11 protein-coding genes are annotated in these 16,825 nt (G+C 57.0%); 8 read left to right on the top strand and 3 right to left on the bottom strand.

Annotated features, from left to right (window positions below):
- Positions 1 to 8: 8 nt before the first annotated feature.
- Genes WD071_RS13930 through WD071_RS13920 form a run of 3 tightly spaced genes read right to left on the bottom strand, consistent with a single transcriptional unit; the run spans position 9 to position 6,889 of the window.
- A complete protein-coding gene (locus WD071_RS13930; protein ID WP_368048997.1) occupies positions 9 to 920 on the bottom strand; it encodes a transglutaminase N-terminal domain-containing protein in 912 nt (303 codons plus the stop codon).
- Positions 920 to 3,511, bottom strand: a complete 2,592-nt coding sequence (locus tag WD071_RS13925) for a circularly permuted type 2 ATP-grasp protein (RefSeq protein ID WP_368048996.1) — start codon at positions 3,509 to 3,511, stop codon at positions 920 to 922. Before WD071_RS13925 ends, WD071_RS13930 begins: the two co-directional genes overlap by 1 nt.
- A gap of 45 nt (positions 3,512 to 3,556) precedes the next feature.
- On the bottom strand, positions 3,557 to 6,889 hold the full coding sequence (locus tag WD071_RS13920; protein ID WP_368048995.1) for a DUF2126 domain-containing protein: 3,333 nt from the start codon (positions 6,887 to 6,889) through the stop codon (positions 3,557 to 3,559).
- 226 nt (positions 6,890 to 7,115) lie between these two features.
- Here WD071_RS13920 and WD071_RS13915 point away from each other — a divergent pair, with 226 nt between their 5' ends.
- From WD071_RS13915 to WD071_RS13880, 8 genes are all read left to right on the top strand, one after another.
- The gene (locus WD071_RS13915; protein WP_368048994.1) at positions 7,116 to 8,570 is read left to right on the top strand and encodes a circularly permuted type 2 ATP-grasp protein; all 1,455 of its coding nucleotides are present in this window, start codon (positions 7,116 to 7,118) and stop codon (positions 8,568 to 8,570) included.
- Between the two features lies 1 nt (position 8,571).
- On the top strand, positions 8,572 to 9,534 hold the full coding sequence (locus tag WD071_RS13910; protein WP_368048993.1) for an alpha-E domain-containing protein: 963 nt from the start codon (positions 8,572 to 8,574) through the stop codon (positions 9,532 to 9,534).
- Positions 9,535 to 9,537: 3 nt separating this feature from the next.
- Positions 9,538 to 10,662 (top strand): putative zinc-binding metallopeptidase, encoded by a 1,125-nt coding sequence (locus tag WD071_RS13905; protein ID WP_368048992.1) that lies wholly within the window; start codon positions 9,538 to 9,540, stop codon positions 10,660 to 10,662.
- Between the two features lie 174 nt (positions 10,663 to 10,836).
- Entirely contained in the window at positions 10,837 to 11,382 is a 546-nt protein-coding gene (locus tag WD071_RS13900; RefSeq protein ID WP_368048991.1) for a hypothetical protein, read from the top strand.
- 352 nt (positions 11,383 to 11,734) lie between these two features.
- Positions 11,735 to 13,423 carry a DUF1592 domain-containing protein gene (locus WD071_RS13895; RefSeq protein WP_368048990.1) on the top strand — a complete coding sequence of 563 codons (1,689 nt, stop codon included), beginning with the start codon at positions 11,735 to 11,737 and terminating at the stop codon, positions 13,421 to 13,423.
- Positions 13,424 to 13,472: 49 nt separating this feature from the next.
- Complete coding sequence (locus WD071_RS13890; protein ID WP_368048989.1) at positions 13,473 to 14,828, top strand: DUF1552 domain-containing protein; 1,356 nt, start codon at positions 13,473 to 13,475, stop codon at positions 14,826 to 14,828.
- Between the two features lie 14 nt (positions 14,829 to 14,842).
- Positions 14,843 to 16,129: a hypothetical protein gene (locus tag WD071_RS13885; RefSeq protein WP_368048988.1), complete on the top strand. Its 1,287-nt coding sequence runs from the start codon at positions 14,843 to 14,845 to the stop codon at positions 16,127 to 16,129.
- A 44-nt stretch (positions 16,130 to 16,173) separates the two neighbouring features.
- Positions 16,174 to 16,800 (top strand): TetR/AcrR family transcriptional regulator, encoded by a 627-nt coding sequence (locus WD071_RS13880; RefSeq protein ID WP_368048987.1) that lies wholly within the window; start codon positions 16,174 to 16,176, stop codon positions 16,798 to 16,800.
- The last annotated feature ends 25 nt before the right edge of the window (positions 16,801 to 16,825 follow it).

The following is a 16,825-nucleotide window of genomic DNA, read 5'->3' as shown; positions in this document are numbered from 1 at the left end:
GCCCTGCATCAGAACAACTGTCGCTCATCCGGGAGATCCGGTGCCGGGATAACGTCGACTGCCACGGTGAGTTTATGGTCGCCGCCACCGGTCATCACGCCTTTCAAGGGTGTGACATCGGCAAAGTCCCTTCCCCAGCCCAGCACAATGTAACGCTCATCAGGAACACAACCATTGGTTGGATCCACTTCCTGCCAACCCCAGCCTGGAATAAACACCGCCACCCAGGCATGCGTGGCATCAGCGCCCAACAGTTTGTGCTGCCCTGGCGGTGGTGACGTTTCCATGTAACCACTGATATAACGTGCAGCCAGCCCCATCGAACGCAAACAACCGATCAGTAAATGCGCAAAATCCTGACACACACCGCGCCTGGTCTCCAGCACTTCGCGCAGCGGTGTCGCCAGCGTGGTTGAATCCTCATCATAGGTAAATTCATCGAATATGCGTTTATTCAACGCCAGAACTGCATCGTGCAGATAGACACCTGGCGTAAAGTTGGTCTGCGCATACTCTTTCAATGCCGGCTGGCGCATGATAAACGGAGAATCCAGCACAAACAATCGCGCTTCAATACTATCCCGGTTGCCAGTTCGGACAGCGCATGACATCTCGGCCGCCGCCTCTTCCCACCCGGTACCAGAGAAAAAATCCTGCGCCGGCCGCGGCCAGGTTTCAACGGAACTGGTAACCACAACCTCCAGGCTGTTGTGCACCGCCTCAACGGCAAAATAGGTCACCCGATTGCCAAAGAAATCCCGCCGTTCGGACAACCCAATGGGGCCCGGATTGATAATCAACTGTGTATCACTGCAAAGTTGCCAGGGTAGCTGGCGAGGCAGAATGCGTGCCTCATTGTGACTGAGCGTCGCCGGACCGCTGTATTCGTAACGGGTCAAATGTCGTAACGTATATCTCATCAGGGGCCCACCTCCATATTGACCAGCTGACGCGGGGCCTCTACATGGCTGAAATGACTGTGTGACACAGCATTGGACAGCTCCGCCATGGGTTCGATCAGATCATCCAGCAAGGCCATTAATGTGTCACGTGCCTCTTCCGAGTGTTCCAGATCGACAAGACTGTCAATATCAACCAGGTGCAAGGTGCTGGTGGCCTGAATGATCAGCCGGTTCTCCAGATTGCGATAGGAGGTGTTCTCTGCCGTAGACGGTAACCGGGCAACCTGGCGCCCGAGTCGTTTGAGCATATAACCGACGGAGCGCGGATTGGTTTCATCAAACAACAAAAGATCAAGAATGGCAGATGGATGCAGTTGTGAACGATAACGCCGGCGATAGACGGTAAAGTTGTCAGTGGTCGCCAACACCACCTCCCACAAGGGGATGCCCGGTTGATTCGCGGTCAACAGCGCGAGCTTGAGCAACTGCAAAGTCCCCAGCACACGCTCGATGAAACGACCAATATCCAGGAAGCGCCAGCCATAGTGGTGTGGCATGGTTTCATTACACAGACCAAAAAATGCGGCAAGGTCTATTACGATCGCCTCCAGCAGCCGCTGTCCGGCCACCACGCCCTTGGTACGTGCGATATTGTTGCAGCGCTGGCGGATGCTGCCGACCGAACGCCAGGCATCATCTCCCAGATGGTCACGGACAGCACGGCTGTTGCGTACAAAATGACTGAACGTCATTGGCAGCCCGTTTGGCGCCCGATCAGACAACAAATGCAACAGACGATCGCGTGCCAGCAAGTACTCGGCCGAGAAACGTGGATGTTCACCAATGGCCGCCAGCTCCTCCGCCAGTTCCTCCTCATCAGGTGCAACACCAAGGGCGGTCAACAGATCTGGCAACAGGGTCACCACCGCCTCTTGCGGGCTCTCCTGCAGCAATCGACCCAGGGCTTCGCGCAGCAGGCGAGCGCGGATATCCAGGCGTTCGCCATAACGACCCATCCAGAACAGGCTTTCCGCAACCCGGCACGGCAGATCCTTGCCATCCCGCGTAACCAGAATCGGGCCCAGCGCCTGCCGCAACATGCTCACATGCGGCTGGGGAGCATCTGCCAGCACCCAGATGTCTTTTACCACCCGGCTTTTCATCAACGCTGCACCCGGTTCACCTACCCAGGCCAGACCACCTGGCATAATGCGAAAAACATGATCACTGACCGGTTTACTGATATCGTCTGCTTCGATTAACGAGAACAGCCTCAGCGTTGTACTCTGTCGCTCAAAGGTTTTGCTTGAGGGATTGAACCCCGGCGTGACCGCCGCCTGTAACGGTTTTTGGGCGGTAAACAGATGCGGCCGGGTCTGCAGATCCAGTCGCAGAGTCTGCACCGCATCCAGGCTCATCTGATCAACGCGGAACGCTTTTCCGGGTCGCGTAATATCTCGCAACACCCACTCATCCATGGATTCCCTGACCTGATCCAGCGCCTTCGGGTCACCGCACCACAAGGCATCACGACCGCGCAGCATCAGGGTTTCCCCCAGCAGACGCTGACACAGATTGGGCAAAAACGCCGCCAGTGCCGGATGTTCCAGGACACCAGCCCCCAGCGCGTTAACAATGTGTACATGCCCGCTGCGCGCAGCCTGCATCAGGCCCGGCACACCCAACAGGGAATCGGGTCGCAATTCCAGGGGATCACACCAAGGATCATTGATCTGTCGCATGATCACGTCGACCTGATGCAGACCACCGAGAGTGCGGACCGCCACCTGCCCGTCTCGCACCACCAAATCGTCACCTTCCACCAGCTGAAAGTTCATGTAGTTGGCCAGCCAGGCGTGCTCGAAATAGCCGGGACTGCCCGGCCCCGGCGTCCACAAAACGATATTGGGTTCCTGGCGCTGATTGCCGGCCAGGCTGGCCAGGCAACGATGCTGCGCCTGCAGAAAACTGGCCAACCGTTTGATCGGCGCATCGCGGTACACACCAGGCAAGGCACGCGACAGGGTAATGCGGTTTTCCAGTGCATAGCCCACGCCGGCAGGCGACTGGGTCCAGTCGGCCAGTACCTGCCACTGACCCTGACTGTCACGGATCACATCAGTGCCATGAAAGATCAATAGAGGCCGGTGCATTTGCGATGGAGAATCAGCGGCAGAAAACAGGAATCCTGGGTGGGTATAAACCAGTTCCGGCGGCAACAAACCCTCGTTGATCACATTGCGCTCACCATAAAGGTCATCCAGTAACAGCGCCAGCAGCCGACTGCGCTGACGCAGCCCGGCCTCCAGGTACAACCAGTCATCAGTACTGATCACACAGGGCAGGCAATCCAGGCGCCAGGAACGCAGTTGCCCTGGGTCATCCTCATACGGGTTAAAGGTGACCCCGTTCTCATGCAGCAGGCTTTGTGCCTCTTCGCTGCGCGCCACCAGCGTATCAGCACCCATGGCAACAAATTCAGCCACCAGGGCCTGCCAGTGAGCACGTGGCTGCCGGTCCGGGCTGAGTAATTCATCGTGACCACAGTGACCCGGGTAGTCACCAAGCAGGTCGTTCAAAGCAGGATCATTGGTGCCCGAAGGCTGCATATCGTGTACCGCGGTGTGGTTTTATCCTGGATTGGATTGAGTGGATTATAAACCAGTGGCGGGAACACCGGCACGTCTTAGATCCAACGTGTGCGGATAATCCTGTCCCGGCGCCTGCGGAATATGGTCAATCCGGCCGTGGCTGTGACCGTGCGCCCAGAACCGGGCCATTCGCCGCGCCTCGGCTTCATTGGCATTGACCGGGAAGGTTTCGTAATTGCGCCCTGCCGGATGCACCACATGGTAGGTACAGCCACCCATGGAGCGCTGATGCCAGGTGTCAATCAAATCAAAGACCAACGGAGCATGCACTTTGATGCGTGGATGCAACGCCGAGGGCGGCTGCCAGGCCCGATAACGCACGGCAGCAACCGCTTCCCCCGGCACACCGGTGGACTGCAGAGGCACTTTGTAGCCGTTGCAGGTCAGTACGTGACGCGAGGGATTAAAATCCACAAGTTTCACTTCCAGCCGCTCGACCGACGAATCGACGTAACGCGCGGTCGCCCCACCACTGACCTCTTCGCCCAGCACATGCCAGGGTTCAATGGCCTGGCGCAGGCTGAGATGGGTGCCTTCATAACGCACCTCGCCAATCATCGGAAAGCGGAACTCCAGAAACGGTGCAAACCAGGCCAGGTCAAAATCAAAACCATGCTCTCGCAGGTCGAACAATACATCAGCCAGATCCTGCCAGATGAAATGCGGCATCATCCATTTATCGTGCAAAGCGGTGCCCCAGCGCACCAGCGGTTTGCGGTAAGGCTCCTGGTAAAAACGCGCAACCAGAGCCCGGATCAACAACTGCTGCATCAGGCTCATTTCCGCGTGCGGCGGCATTTCAAAACCGCGCAGCTCCAAAAGACCCAGACGGCCGGTTGCAGAATCCGGCGAATACATTTTATCTACACAAAACTCGGCACGGTGGGTGTTACCGGTAATATCGGTGAGCAGGTTGCGCACCAGACGATCCACCAGCCAGGGCTCTTTGACGTCGCCTTCCGGCATTTGCGACAAGGCTATTTCCAGCTCATACAAGGCTTCGTGGCGTGCCTCATCAACACGCGGTGCCTGACTGGTCGGTCCAATAAACATGCCGGAAAACAGATATGACAGACTGGGATGATGTTGCCAGAAGGTGAGCATGCTGCCCAGCAGATCGGGGCGTCGCAGGAAGGGGGATTCCTCCGGCGTACGCCCGCCGAGCGTGACATGGTTACCGCCGCCGGTACCGGTATGACGACCGTCGAGCATGAACTTTTCCGTGCCCAGACGGGTCAGTCGTGCTTCTTCATAAAGAATGCGGGTATTGGCCACCAGATCGGGCCACGAAGAGGCCGGCATCACGTTGACTTCAATAACACCCGGATCAGGCGTGATCATGAATTTATCCAGCCGCGGATCTGAAGGTGGCGGATATCCCTCAATACAGACAGGCAGTCTCAGGGCTGCCGCCGTATGCTCAACTACCGCCAGCAGCGTGAGGTAGTCTTCCAGCAATGGCAACGGCGGCAGGAACACAAACAACTTGCCTTCCCGCGCCTCAATACACAATGCGGTACCGATGACACCTTCATCGGCGATATCAACCAACTGCTCTTGCCAGTTCTGACCCACGCTTTGATGATGATGCCCGGGTGTGCCCGGCACTTCCGGTGGTACATGGTTATACATGCGCGCCACTTCGCCGGCCTGTGCATGCAGATCGTCCAGATCGGGCAGTTCGGCAAATGGTGAGCGCGGCTGAATTTCTTCGCGCTTCCTGATCGGTAACGAAGAAAGTGGCAGACGCAGCCCCATGGGGGAATCACCCGGAATCAGAAAAAGGTGATCACGTTTCAGCGGCCAGTGCCCGGTCATCCAGCGGTCTTTTTCGCGCGTCAGGGGCAACGTCAGCCCCACCGGTTTATCCAGCCCGCGTTCAAGCACCCTTGCCAACCGTGCCCGATTGATGTCGTCGCTCAGGTCTTCAGCGTGCAGATCCAGGTCGGCCGGCTGCTGCTGCTCCAGCCACAGGTAGTAATAGGCATCTTCATAACAGGGAATCAGAAAACGACTGGGCACCTTCAGCGAGGTCACCAGCGCATTGGCAAAGCCTTTCGCTTCTTTCTCGCCGAACCCATAGTCCTTGTCGATGTCAGCCAGCCATTGATCATCGCGCCACATCGGTTTTCCGTCCCGGCGCCAGTAGCAGGCCAGCGCCCAGCGGGGCAACACCTCTCCGGGATACCATTTACCCTGTTGATACTGCAATAAGGAGTTCGGTGCGTAGTGCGGACGCAGGCGTTGCATCAGCTTTTCCGACAATTTACGTTTGGTCGGTCCCTGCGCGGCTATGGTCCATTCTGGTGCATCCATGTCGTCAACTGACACAAACGTGGGCTCTCCGCCCATAGTCAGACGCACATCGAGCGCATCCAGTTGTTTATCCACCTCGTCGCCGAGGGCCTCTATGGCGGACCATTGGGTGTCCGTATAGGGTTTGGTGACACGCGGGTCTTCATGCACACGGGTCACACTCATCTCAAAACCAAACTCTACCTCTGTCGGTTCCGTGGCACCGGTAATGGGTGCGGCGCCCGCAGGATCGGGCGTGGCGGCAAGCGGCAGGTGTCCTTCACCGGCAAACAGGCCCGAGGTGGGATCCAGACCAATCCAGCCAGCACCGGGAATAAATACTTCACACCAGGCATGCAGATCGGTGAAATCCTTGTCAGTCCCTGAGGGGCCATCCAGTGCTTTGACGTCAGCTGTCAGTTGTACCAGATACCCGGACACAAATCGCGCGGCCAGCCCCAGGCGGCGCAGAATATGCACCAACAGCCAGGTCGAATCGCGGCATGATCCGCGTGCCAGTTCCAGTGTTTCCTGCGGCGACTGCACGCCGGGCTCCATGCGGATGAGGTATTCGATATCCTGCGACAGGCGCTGATTCAGCCCCACCAGAAACCCGGTAATGTCGGTTTTTTCCCGCTTGACGCTGCTCAGCCATTGGTCCAGCAAGGGCCATTCCTGGCCGCTTTCCAGGTACGGTGCCAGCTCCTTGCGCAGATCGGGGGGATAGTCAAAAGGGAAGTGTTCGGCATACTCCTCGACAAAGAAATCAAAGGGATTCACCACCGTCATGGGAGCGATCAGTTCAACCTCAATGTGCAGGCGCGAGATCTTTTCCGGGAAAACGAGCCGGGCAATATGGTTGCCAAACGGATCCTGCTGCCAGTTAATGAAATACTCGCCGCCAGTGATCTTGAGGCTGTAGGCATCAATAGGCGTGCGGCAGTGTGGCGCGGGTTTCAGGCGCACCTGATGTGGACCAACTTCAATAGGTCGGTCAAAGTCGTACCGGGTGGAATGTTTCAAAGCTACGCGGATGGTCATGGGGCTCAGTTTCCGGAGAGTATGTAAAGAGGATAGCAACGCCTGCACTAAAAGCAAGGTATCATAATTTTTTTAGCAAACAGTTGTCAGCCCACGCAAGCCATGAAAAGATAGATGTCAGGATCGACTCTACACTGCGGCTTCATGTAAAGCTGGTACACGGATTGCTTCATCGAACATGGCAGACTGATCGACTGACCAAAGCACAGAGCAATAACGAGGGTGAATGAGCAACATCAATTGGGAAGAATACAAAGCCACCGGATTCTACGACGAACTGATTGCGGCAAATGGCAAACCTCGCCCGGAAGCTGAAAGCCTGTGCCGGTATCTCGCCAACCTTGATGCCCGCGAGCTTCAGGAACACAAAACCGCCGCCGAGGTCGCCATCCAGCTGATGGGCATCACCTTTACCGTGTATACGGAAGGCGCCATGATTGATCGGGCCTGGCCTTTTGATATTGTGCCACGCATCATACCCTTGCGGGAATGGCAAAAAACCGAAGCCGGCCTGAAGCAGCGCGTACAGGCGCTGAACATGTTTATCAACGACCTTTACCATGATCAGAAAATCATCAAGGACGGCATTTTTCCCAAAGAACTGCTTGAGCACTCGGTCAACTTCCGCCCCCAATGTGTCGGCATCAAAACCCCACACAATGTCTGGGCGCATATTTGCGGCTCCGACCTGGTGCGCGATCACGACGGCACCCTCTATGTACTGGAAGATAATTTGAGAGTGCCTTCCGGCGTGTCTTACATGCTGGAAAACCGTAATGTCACCAAACGCGTGATGCCCGAGTTATTTGCCTCGGGGCAGATTCAGCCCGTGGATGACTACACGTCACAGTTATACGACATGCTTGCATCAATGTCGCCGCGTCCCGGCGATGATCCGTCCATCGTCATCCTGACACCTGGCATCTACAACTCTGCCTACTACGAACATGCCTATCTGGCGCAGCAAATGGGTGTACAACTGGTGGAAGGCTCCGACCTGGTGGTTGGCGACGACGACTGTGTCTACATGCGTATGGTTGACGGCCTGTCACGCGTGGATGTGATATATCGCCGGGTTGACGACATGTTCCTGGACCCCGAAGTTTTCAACGCGGACTCGGCCCTGGGTTGCTCAGGATTGATGCGCGCCTGGCGCAAGGGCAATGTGGCGCTGGCCAATGCGCCCGGTGCGGGTGTCGCTGACGACAAGGTTGTGTACGCCTTTGTGCCTAAAATCATTAAATACTATCTGGACCAGGAAGCGTTGCTGCCCAATGTGCCCAGTTACCTGTGCATGTTTGAAGACGACCGCAAGTACGTGCTCGACAACCTGGACAAACTGGTGGTGAAACCGGCCAACGAATCTGGCGGTTATGGCATGATGATCGGGCCACATGTGACCAAAAAGGAGCGCAAGAAATTCGCTGAACTGATCAAGGCCGACCCGCGGAACTACATGGCACAACCGACTCTGGCATTGTCCACCTCACCCACGCTGATTGATCACGGCATGGAGTCACGTCACGTTGATTTGCGCCCCTTTATCCTGTCCGGCGAATCAACCTTTGTTACCACCGGCGGGCTAACCCGCGTGGCGCTGACCAAGGGCTCTCTGGTGGTAAACTCTTCCCAGGGCGGCGGCAGCAAAGACACCTGGATTGTTGACGCGGGAGGTAACTAGAATGCTTTCACGTGTTGCAGAGAATATTTACTGGCTCGCGCGTTATATTGAGCGCGCCGAAGACACCGCGCGCCTGCTGAGCGTCAACAGCAACCTGATGCTCGACCTGCCCCGGACCACGCAATTGGGCTGGGCAGAAATCATCGCCATTACCGGTCACGGCGAATTGTTCGACGAACTGTACGCCAGCCGTGACGAAGCCAGTGTGCTGTCCTTTATCTGCAGCGATCGGCGCTACTCTGGCTCCATCATCAGCTCCCTGTCTGCTGCGCGCGAAAATCTGCGCACCACTCGTGATGTGATCCCGCGCGAGATATGGGAAGAGATCAACCAGCTCTACCTGGGCGTGCGCGAAATGGTTGACTCCGGCGTTACTCCCCGAAAGCGTGACGCCTTCCTGCGCCGCGTTATTCGTAGCTGCCAGACTGTCAACGGTCTCATCGAAGGCTCGCTCAGTTACACCCAGGTGCGCACCTTCCTGATGCTCGGGCGCCAGCTTGAACGCGCCGACATGACCACCCGGATTATTGATGTGCGTTCGGCCAATCTGTTGCCGCGCAGTCCGGGAGAACTGACCCCATTCGAAAACCTGCAGTGGATGAGTGTGCTCAAATCCCTGACGGGATATCAGATGTATCGCCAGCATGTGCGTTTGCGTATTCGCGGGCCGGACGTACTCAGTTTCCTGCTGCAGAATCGCAACTTTCCGCGCTCGGTCGCCTGCAGTCTGGAGCGCCTTGCCAATGCATTGATGACGCTGCCGCGCAACGAGACCGCACTCAACGAAGTGGAGACCTGTCGCACACACCTGGCAGAGGCTGAAATTTCAGTGCTGGCCGCCGTGCCCGACCGTCTGCATGCTTTTGTTGACGAAATCCAGATCGATTTTACCGACCTGCATGAGGCCATCAGAAAAACCTATTTTGACGGCCCCACCGAGCTCACTCAGCAGCAGAGCCAGTAAGTCATGAAAACCACCGGCAAGTCCTATGGGCACGTGCACCAATGCCAGTGCGGCCAATTGCTGTTCTTTGATAATTCAGTGTGTTTACGCTGCGGCGCGGCCGTGGCCTACCAACCCAATCTGGGTCAGGTAAAAAGCCTGGAACTGGCTGATGGCCAGAACACCGGGGACGAACAATGGTACATCCAGGGCGAAGACAAAAACACCAGGCGCAGCTACGCGCGCTGCGCCAATCTGCACTCCCCGGCACAATGCAACTGGCTGATCACCGATGTACGTACCGGCAACCTGTGCACGGCCTGCGCACTCAACATCACCATTCCGGACCTGAGCCAGGCCGACAACGCTGACTACTGGCAGGCCTGCGAAGGCGCCAAGCGTCAGCTCATTGCTCAACTCATCATGCTTGGCCTGCCAGTGAACAACCGGACCATTGATCCCTATCGCGGCCTCGGTTTTGAACTGCTGCGCTGGCAGCAAGGCGAACCCCCGGTAATGACCGGCCACGAAGACGGCGTTATCACGCTGGACATCATGGAGGCTGATCCCGCACACCGGGAACAATTGCGCCAACAAATGCACGAACCTTACCGCACACTGCTCGGTCACTTCCGCCACGAATCCGGTCACTATTACTGGGACCTGCTGGTTCAGGACACCCCATGGCTCAGCGCCTACCGTGAATTTTTCGGCGACGAGCGCCTGGATTACAGCTTCGCGCTGCAGCAACATTACCAGAACGGTCCACCCGCCAACTGGCAGATCAACTACATCAGCAGCTACGCCGCCTCCCATCCCTGGGAAGACTGGGCGGAGACCTGGGCGCACTACCTGCACATGACTGACACCCTGAACGCCGCCGCCCAGTTCGGCATCAATGCCGACACCATCACCATACAGACCGATGCGTTCACACTGGATCAAATTGCCGACTGTTCTTTCGTCAGGGGCAACGCTGACGACAAAACCTATGCCGAAACCTTTCTGCAGATGGTCAACGACTGGGTGCGTCTGAGCAGTGTGCTTAATGTACTGGCACGCAGCATGGGCCAGCCGGACAGCTACCCGTTTGTGTTGACGGTGGCGAGTTTGCGGAAACTGTTTCTGGTCCATGGGGTGGTGGGTTAAAACCGCCAGGTTGTCATACAGGCCGGACACAGCCCTGACTCATGTAACGACTCGCCACTCTGTGTGCCACGGTACAGACCCAACAATCTGAAAAACTTACAGTCATTCGCTTCCGGTCCACCCGAACGGAAGCGTATTAGCACGGTTGTTCAAACCCACTGTAAGGAATTTTTCATGAACAAAAAAACACTGGCCTGCATCAGCATATTTATGCTTTCAGGTGCCGCTCATGCACAACCCGGATCGACCACCAATCTGGGCCCGGCACAAGGTGACAAAGAATTTTCATTGTCGGGCACCGGCAGTGGTGATCGAAACTTTGACTCTGCCAGTTTTGGTGTCAGCGGTGACTACGGCTGGTACACCGGACCGCGGACATCAGTCGGACTTCGTCAAAGCGTCAACTACGCCAGCATTGAAAATGCGAGTATCACAAATGATTTCTGGAATGGATCTACTCGCCTGTATGGCAACTATCACTTCGGCACTACTGCCCTGCGACCGTTTATTGGCGGAAGCATCGGTGGCATATACGGTGACGGCGTAAACAGTTCGGCATTTGCCGGACTGGAGTTGGGTGCAAAATACTATGTGCTTAGCAAAACCTTCCTGTTGGCTCGCGCTGAGTATCAATGGTTCTTTGATCGTGGCAGTGATATCAACAACAGTTTTGATCAGGGCGCCTGGGCCTACACTGTAGGTATCGGTTACAACTTCTAATCCTCAGTGAAAGAATTTGGCGGACTAGGCCAAAACGCTTGACCGAACGCTTCAATGGCGCTGTCCTAGTCTTCCATACCACGTTAATTCTGTCCCTGGCCAGGACCACTACATTTAGCTCATTCAAAGCAATCCGGGACATTGTCTCGGAAGCCAGCGACACAGTCATAGCAGGTTGCAGTACAAACTCCCGATTCCCCAAAACTCCCTCATTCTGTCGCAAGACATATTGACATCCCCCTGTCAGCCGTTAGACTGACAAACATTGGGAAAATATAGTCACCATTATATTTTCCATTTGATATCGGCAGACCGAAATAAATCATAACAATGTAAAAAAGGTCGGTTCACTATGAAAATTGCATCCATATCAGGGCTTGCTGCTCCCCTGGCCTTTTGCCTGCTGGCTTCCACCCCATTTTCAGCACCCTCACTGGCAGCAGACGCAAACAACACCGCCGCAGAACAGTCCAACAATACACTGGTAGTCGCTACCCGGCGCCTGAACGAAGCCCAGTACCGCCAGAGCATTGCCGACATCTTTGGTGACGATATCCTGATCAATGCCCGCTTTGAACCGGAGCGCCGCGAGCGCGGCCTGCTGGCTCTGGGAAATGCCACGCTGTCGCTGACCGCGGCGGGTTTTGAACAGTTCTTTAATCTGTCTCAGGACATCTCCGCACAGGCACTGGATGCGGAGCGACGCGATGCCATCATGCCCTGTGTCCCTGCAGCCAACAGCAGCTTTGATGCCACCTGCGCCACACGCTTTATCAGTCAGTACGGTGAACTGCTGTTCCGCCGCCCCCTGACGCAGGCTGAACTGGGCGCACGGCTGGCAACGGCAGCCACGGGCACTGAGCAGAGCGGTGATTTCCACACCGGGCTGCAACTGGCGCTGGCCAGTCTGCTGACGGCACCGGAGTTCCTGTTCCGGATGGAGCGCGCGGAACCTGATCCAGAGCATGTCGGCCAGTGGCGTCTGGACGCCCATACACGGGCGTCGCGCCTGTCCTTCCTGTTCTGGAACTCGGCTCCGGATGCCGCCCTGCTGGCGGCAGCACGCAACGGCGAGCTGTTCACCGAACAGGGCCTGCAGACCCAGGTGCAACGCCTGAGTACATCGCCACGTGTTGAGGATGGCATCACTGCATTTCTGCTCGACATGATGCAGATTGACGGTTTTGACAGCATGATCAAGGACGCGTCCATCTATCCCAAATTCAATCAACTGGTGGCTGACAGTGCGCGGCAGCAGATGGTGAAAACCCTGGTGGACCTGCTGGTGGTCAGGGAACGTGACTACCGCGAGATTTTCACCTCCAATGACACCTTCCTGAACCGACCACTGGCTGCGGTGTATCAGGTACCGTACACCTCCACGGAGGAATGGGCGCCGTATACCTTCCCGGATTCAGCCGAACGCTCTGGTATTTTCTCGCAGGTCGGTTTCCTGTCGCAGTATGCCCATCCGGGCACTTCATCACCCACCCTGCGCGGCATCAAATTACACGAGATTTTCCTGTGCGAGCACACGCCGGAGCCACCTGCCGATGTGGACTTCTCGGCGGTGAGAGACAGCGATGCGGCCACCTCGCGCGAACGCCTGCTGGACCACATGAGCAACCCGGGCTGCATCGTCTGCCATCAACGCAGCGACCCTCCCGGTCTGGCGCTGGAACATTTTGACGGCCTGGGACAGATGCGCAAATATGAAAACGGTCAGTTGATCGACGTCAGCGCAGACCTGTTCGGCAATCAGTTTGTTGGTGCCCAGGGCCTGGGCAGGTTTCTCTACCACGATCCGCGGGCATCATCCTGCCTGGTCAGAAATGTCTATACCTATGGCACGGCACAGATGCCCGCAGGTTCACAGCGCGCCTATATTAACGAGCAGATAGCGCAGTTCACGGAAAATGGCCATCGCCTGCCGACGCTGTTCCGACAGATCGCATCGTCGCCGGAGTTTTTCCATGTCGTGCTGCCCGAAGGGACGCAGCAGGATGCAAATCAACTGGCCGAATCCGTGACGGCTCAATAATCCGCTCATCCATTAATCCGCTCTGCATGGAGCACAGGGAGACACAGACATGACTAAAACAATAAATCGTCGCTCGCTGTTGAGAGGCATGATCGGTGGCGCCACGGTCAGCATGGGCCTGCCCCTGCTGAATCTGTTTCTCAACGAAAACGGCAATGCTTACGCCAATGGCGCCAGCATCCCTACCCGCTTTGGCACCTATTTCTGGGGACTGGGATTGACCGACACTCCGGCAGGCGGCACACGCTGGGTACCGGGAAAGACCGGTTTTGATTACGACATCACGCCAGAGCTGCAGGCCATCGCTGCGTTTAAAAACAAGGTCTCGGTTTTTTCCGGCTTCCGCGCCATTCCGGACACCAGTCCGAACCTGGTGCACTGGAGCGGTCATGCCTCAATCCTTTCTGGCGTGGCACCGGGCAGCAGCGGGCGCTTTGAGGCGCCGACCCTGGACACCCGTGTCGCCGATGCTATTGGCGGTACGACACGCTACAAGGTGCTGGATATTGATGCATCCATCTCCCGCCGCCCGATCAGTTATTCCACCCGAACCGGAACTACCTTCGCGTCACCGGATCAATCACCACTGGCATTGTACCAGCGCCTGTTTGGCGACGGTTTTCAGGATCCGAACAGCGACAACTGGGCGCCTGATCCGACCATCATGTTGCGCCAGAGTGTACTTTCAGCGGTCACCGATCAGCGTCAGGCCCTGATGCGCAGCGTGGGCCACGAGGACCAGATCAAGCTGGAGCAGTACTTCACGTCTCTGCGAGAAATGGAGAACCAGCTGGCGGTGCAGTTGCAGCGCCCGGAACCCAGAGATGCCTGTGTACTACCGCAGTCGCCCGAGGAGCTGGCGCGCGCAGGATCAGTGGATGTGGTCAACAACAATACCCGCGTGATGGCACGTCTGCTGGCCATGGGCCTGGCCTGTGATCAGTCGCGGGTGTTCAATTTTGTGCATACCGGCGGCACCTCGGAAACCTACGTGCCAGGCCAGAGCAAGATCTACCACCAGATCACACATGATGAACCCACGGACGCACAGCTGGGCTATCAGCCGGAAACCAGCAAGCTGGCCGGACTGGTCATGGAAGGTTTTGGTGCATTCCTGGAAGAAATGGACGCGATAAAAGAGGCAGATGGCACCTTGCTGGATAATTGCCTGGTATTTGCCCTCAGCGATACCGGTTATGCCAAGATTCACTCGCTGGAGAACATCCCCATGATGCTCGCCGGTGGCGCCAGTGGTCGCCACAAGACAGGTCAGCATATCCACGCGCCAGGCGAATCAGTGACACGTGTTTCCCTGACCGCCATGCAACTGGCCGGCGCACCGGTGGGCGAGTTTGGCAGCGGCTCCATGCGCACGGCCAGACCTGTCACCGATGTGATCGCTTGAGGAGGGCACGTACCATGGAAAAATCGTTTTCAGGCAAACCATCAGGTAGCGCTCGCAGTCTGGCCCTGACGGCAGCGCTGGCCGCCACACTGGCCGGATTTCCCGCCGCAGCGCAGGCCGACTGGCAGCGCTCTTATGTGATCGAATGGAACGAGCCAGCCATGTATTTTGGCGGCGACAGCGGCATTGAAGGCCCTGGCAGCGACTGCCCGCAGGGTGTGAACCCGGAGCTGGATTGGGTGGAAGTACTGGTCAAGGCGGGTTACACGCGTGAAGAGGCAGAATGGCTGCGAAATCCGGCCAACCCCACGCGCAGCCCGGTACACGGGCAGAACCAGATGGCCTTCCGCGGCAAGGACCGCACCAATATTTATACCAACCCCGAATCCTATCCCGACCCCGGTCTGCATCCCATGACCGGATCTATCGCTGAAGGCCTGAATCTGGATGGCAATAGCGACACCGGTTTTGTCAGCCCCACCGGCGAAGCCGGTATTGATAATACCTTTTACCAGACGCTTGGTTGCTGGAAGACCTACCGTGGCCCCGAGCGCCTTTCCAGCGGCGCCATGCAGTTTAACGATGGCATGCGCAATGGCTCCTGGACCATGGTTATCGTCGTCTCCGGTGAAGGCGATGACCCGCACAACGATGACAATGTCATGGTCGGTTTCTACATGAGCCAGGACAATATGGTCAAAGGCGGCGATGGCAGTATTTCTCCTGACTACACCTACCGTATTGAACCACATGCCAAATACGAGGGGCTTTTCCCGGCGCGCACGCTTGATGGCGTGATCGAGTCCCGCGAACCGGTCACCGCTATGCTGCGCGACCCCGGCTACACGCGCGATCTTGAGTTGCTGGAGGCCCAGATCAAGCTGAAAATGAAGGAAGATGGCAGCCTGCGCGGTTATGTCGGCGGCTATCGCCCCTGGCGCGCCGTTTATGACGGCTGGGTCAATGCGCGCGGCCCGGTGATAGAATCACTGACCTGGGTTGAACTGCCAGCGGTCTACTACGCGCTGAAGCGCAGCGCGGACTATCATCCTGACGGCGGTCAGGGGCAAAACACACACATTTCGTTTGCCCTGCGCGTAGACGCCCTGCCCGCGTTTGTGGTCACGCCCGATGCCAGTGAAATCGCTACACGAATCGTGTCCTACAAGGATCAGGCTCCTCCCCTTCCGGAAAGCAACGGACCAAGCATCGGGCGCTCACGTATTGTCGGTGGCATCGTCATTGATCCGAACGCAGAGCAGCAGGCCGGTCCGGACGCCGTCATACTGCCCCCTCGTTAGCAGGGGGCGGTTGTACTATAATCTTAGCCATGACAATCGCAGCCATGACCAACAATTCAGCGCTCGCCCACAAGCTCACCAGCCGCATCCAGGACGACACCAGCGCCAGGGTGGCCAACCAGATCATAGACGCCTTTGCGCGCAAGGCCAGGGTGCTCGGTATCCGGTCGATATCAATGAGTGACCTGGCCCGCGGCCTGCGCATGAGCACCAAGACACTGTACAGGTATTTCGACAACAAAGAAGAATTGGTACACGAATTGATTGTGCGCTGGGAAGCGCGGGTACACAAACCGATCACCGCCTACGCCACCAATGACCTGATGGAGATCCTGCGCTATCGCATCAAGGTCTGGGTAGAAAACGACGCGCAGTATTCAACGGCCTTCTGGCTGGATCTGAAAACGGGATATCCGACACTCTACAAGGTCTACATCGATTCCCTGCACGAAAGCATGCGCGCCATGCGCGAACGGCTTGGTCCCTATCTGCGGGACGACCTGGATCCGGAGTTTGCCTGGTCCTGCTATTTCACCTTGATGACTGATGCTGCCCGGCGCAGGACTTTCGAGAAAGTAGGCATGACGCGTGAACAATCGGTGTTCGCCGCCTTTGATTTCTGGGTCAAGGCCGCCATCGATCCGGACAAACTTGCCAATGCCAGATGGTGAGTGGCGGTCAGATTGCCGGCGCCAG

The sequence above is a fragment of the Pseudohongiella sp. genome, assembly GCF_040877505.1.
In the GTDB taxonomy this organism is placed as follows: Bacteria; Pseudomonadota; Gammaproteobacteria; order Pseudomonadales; family Pseudohongiellaceae; genus Pseudohongiella.
The sequence above is the reverse complement of the archived record's forward strand: the minus strand, read 5'-3'. Positions and strand labels throughout refer to the sequence as shown.

What these genes read in the sequence shown, in the direction of transcription:
- WD071_RS13930 (WP_368048997.1), bottom strand. Translation starts at nt 920, where the DNA reads ATGAGATATACGTTACGACATTTGACCCGTTACGAATACAGCGGTCCG.
- WD071_RS13925 (WP_368048996.1), bottom strand. Translation starts at nt 3,511, where the DNA reads ATGCAGCCTTCGGGCACCAATGATCCTGCTTTGAACGACCTGCTTGGT.
- WD071_RS13920 (WP_368048995.1), bottom strand. Translation starts at nt 6,889, where the DNA reads ATGACCATCCGCGTAGCTTTGAAACATTCCACCCGGTACGACTTTGAC.
- WD071_RS13915 (WP_368048994.1), top strand. Translation starts at nt 7,116, where the DNA reads ATGAGCAACATCAATTGGGAAGAATACAAAGCCACCGGATTCTACGAC.
- WD071_RS13910 (WP_368048993.1), top strand. Translation starts at nt 8,572, where the DNA reads ATGCTTTCACGTGTTGCAGAGAATATTTACTGGCTCGCGCGTTATATT.
- WD071_RS13905 (WP_368048992.1), top strand. Translation starts at nt 9,538, where the DNA reads ATGAAAACCACCGGCAAGTCCTATGGGCACGTGCACCAATGCCAGTGC.
- WD071_RS13900 (WP_368048991.1), top strand. Translation starts at nt 10,837, where the DNA reads ATGAACAAAAAAACACTGGCCTGCATCAGCATATTTATGCTTTCAGGT.
- WD071_RS13895 (WP_368048990.1), top strand. Translation starts at nt 11,735, where the DNA reads ATGAAAATTGCATCCATATCAGGGCTTGCTGCTCCCCTGGCCTTTTGC.
- WD071_RS13890 (WP_368048989.1), top strand. Translation starts at nt 13,473, where the DNA reads ATGACTAAAACAATAAATCGTCGCTCGCTGTTGAGAGGCATGATCGGT.
- WD071_RS13885 (WP_368048988.1), top strand. Translation starts at nt 14,843, where the DNA reads ATGGAAAAATCGTTTTCAGGCAAACCATCAGGTAGCGCTCGCAGTCTG.
- WD071_RS13880 (WP_368048987.1), top strand. Translation starts at nt 16,174, where the DNA reads ATGACCAACAATTCAGCGCTCGCCCACAAGCTCACCAGCCGCATCCAG.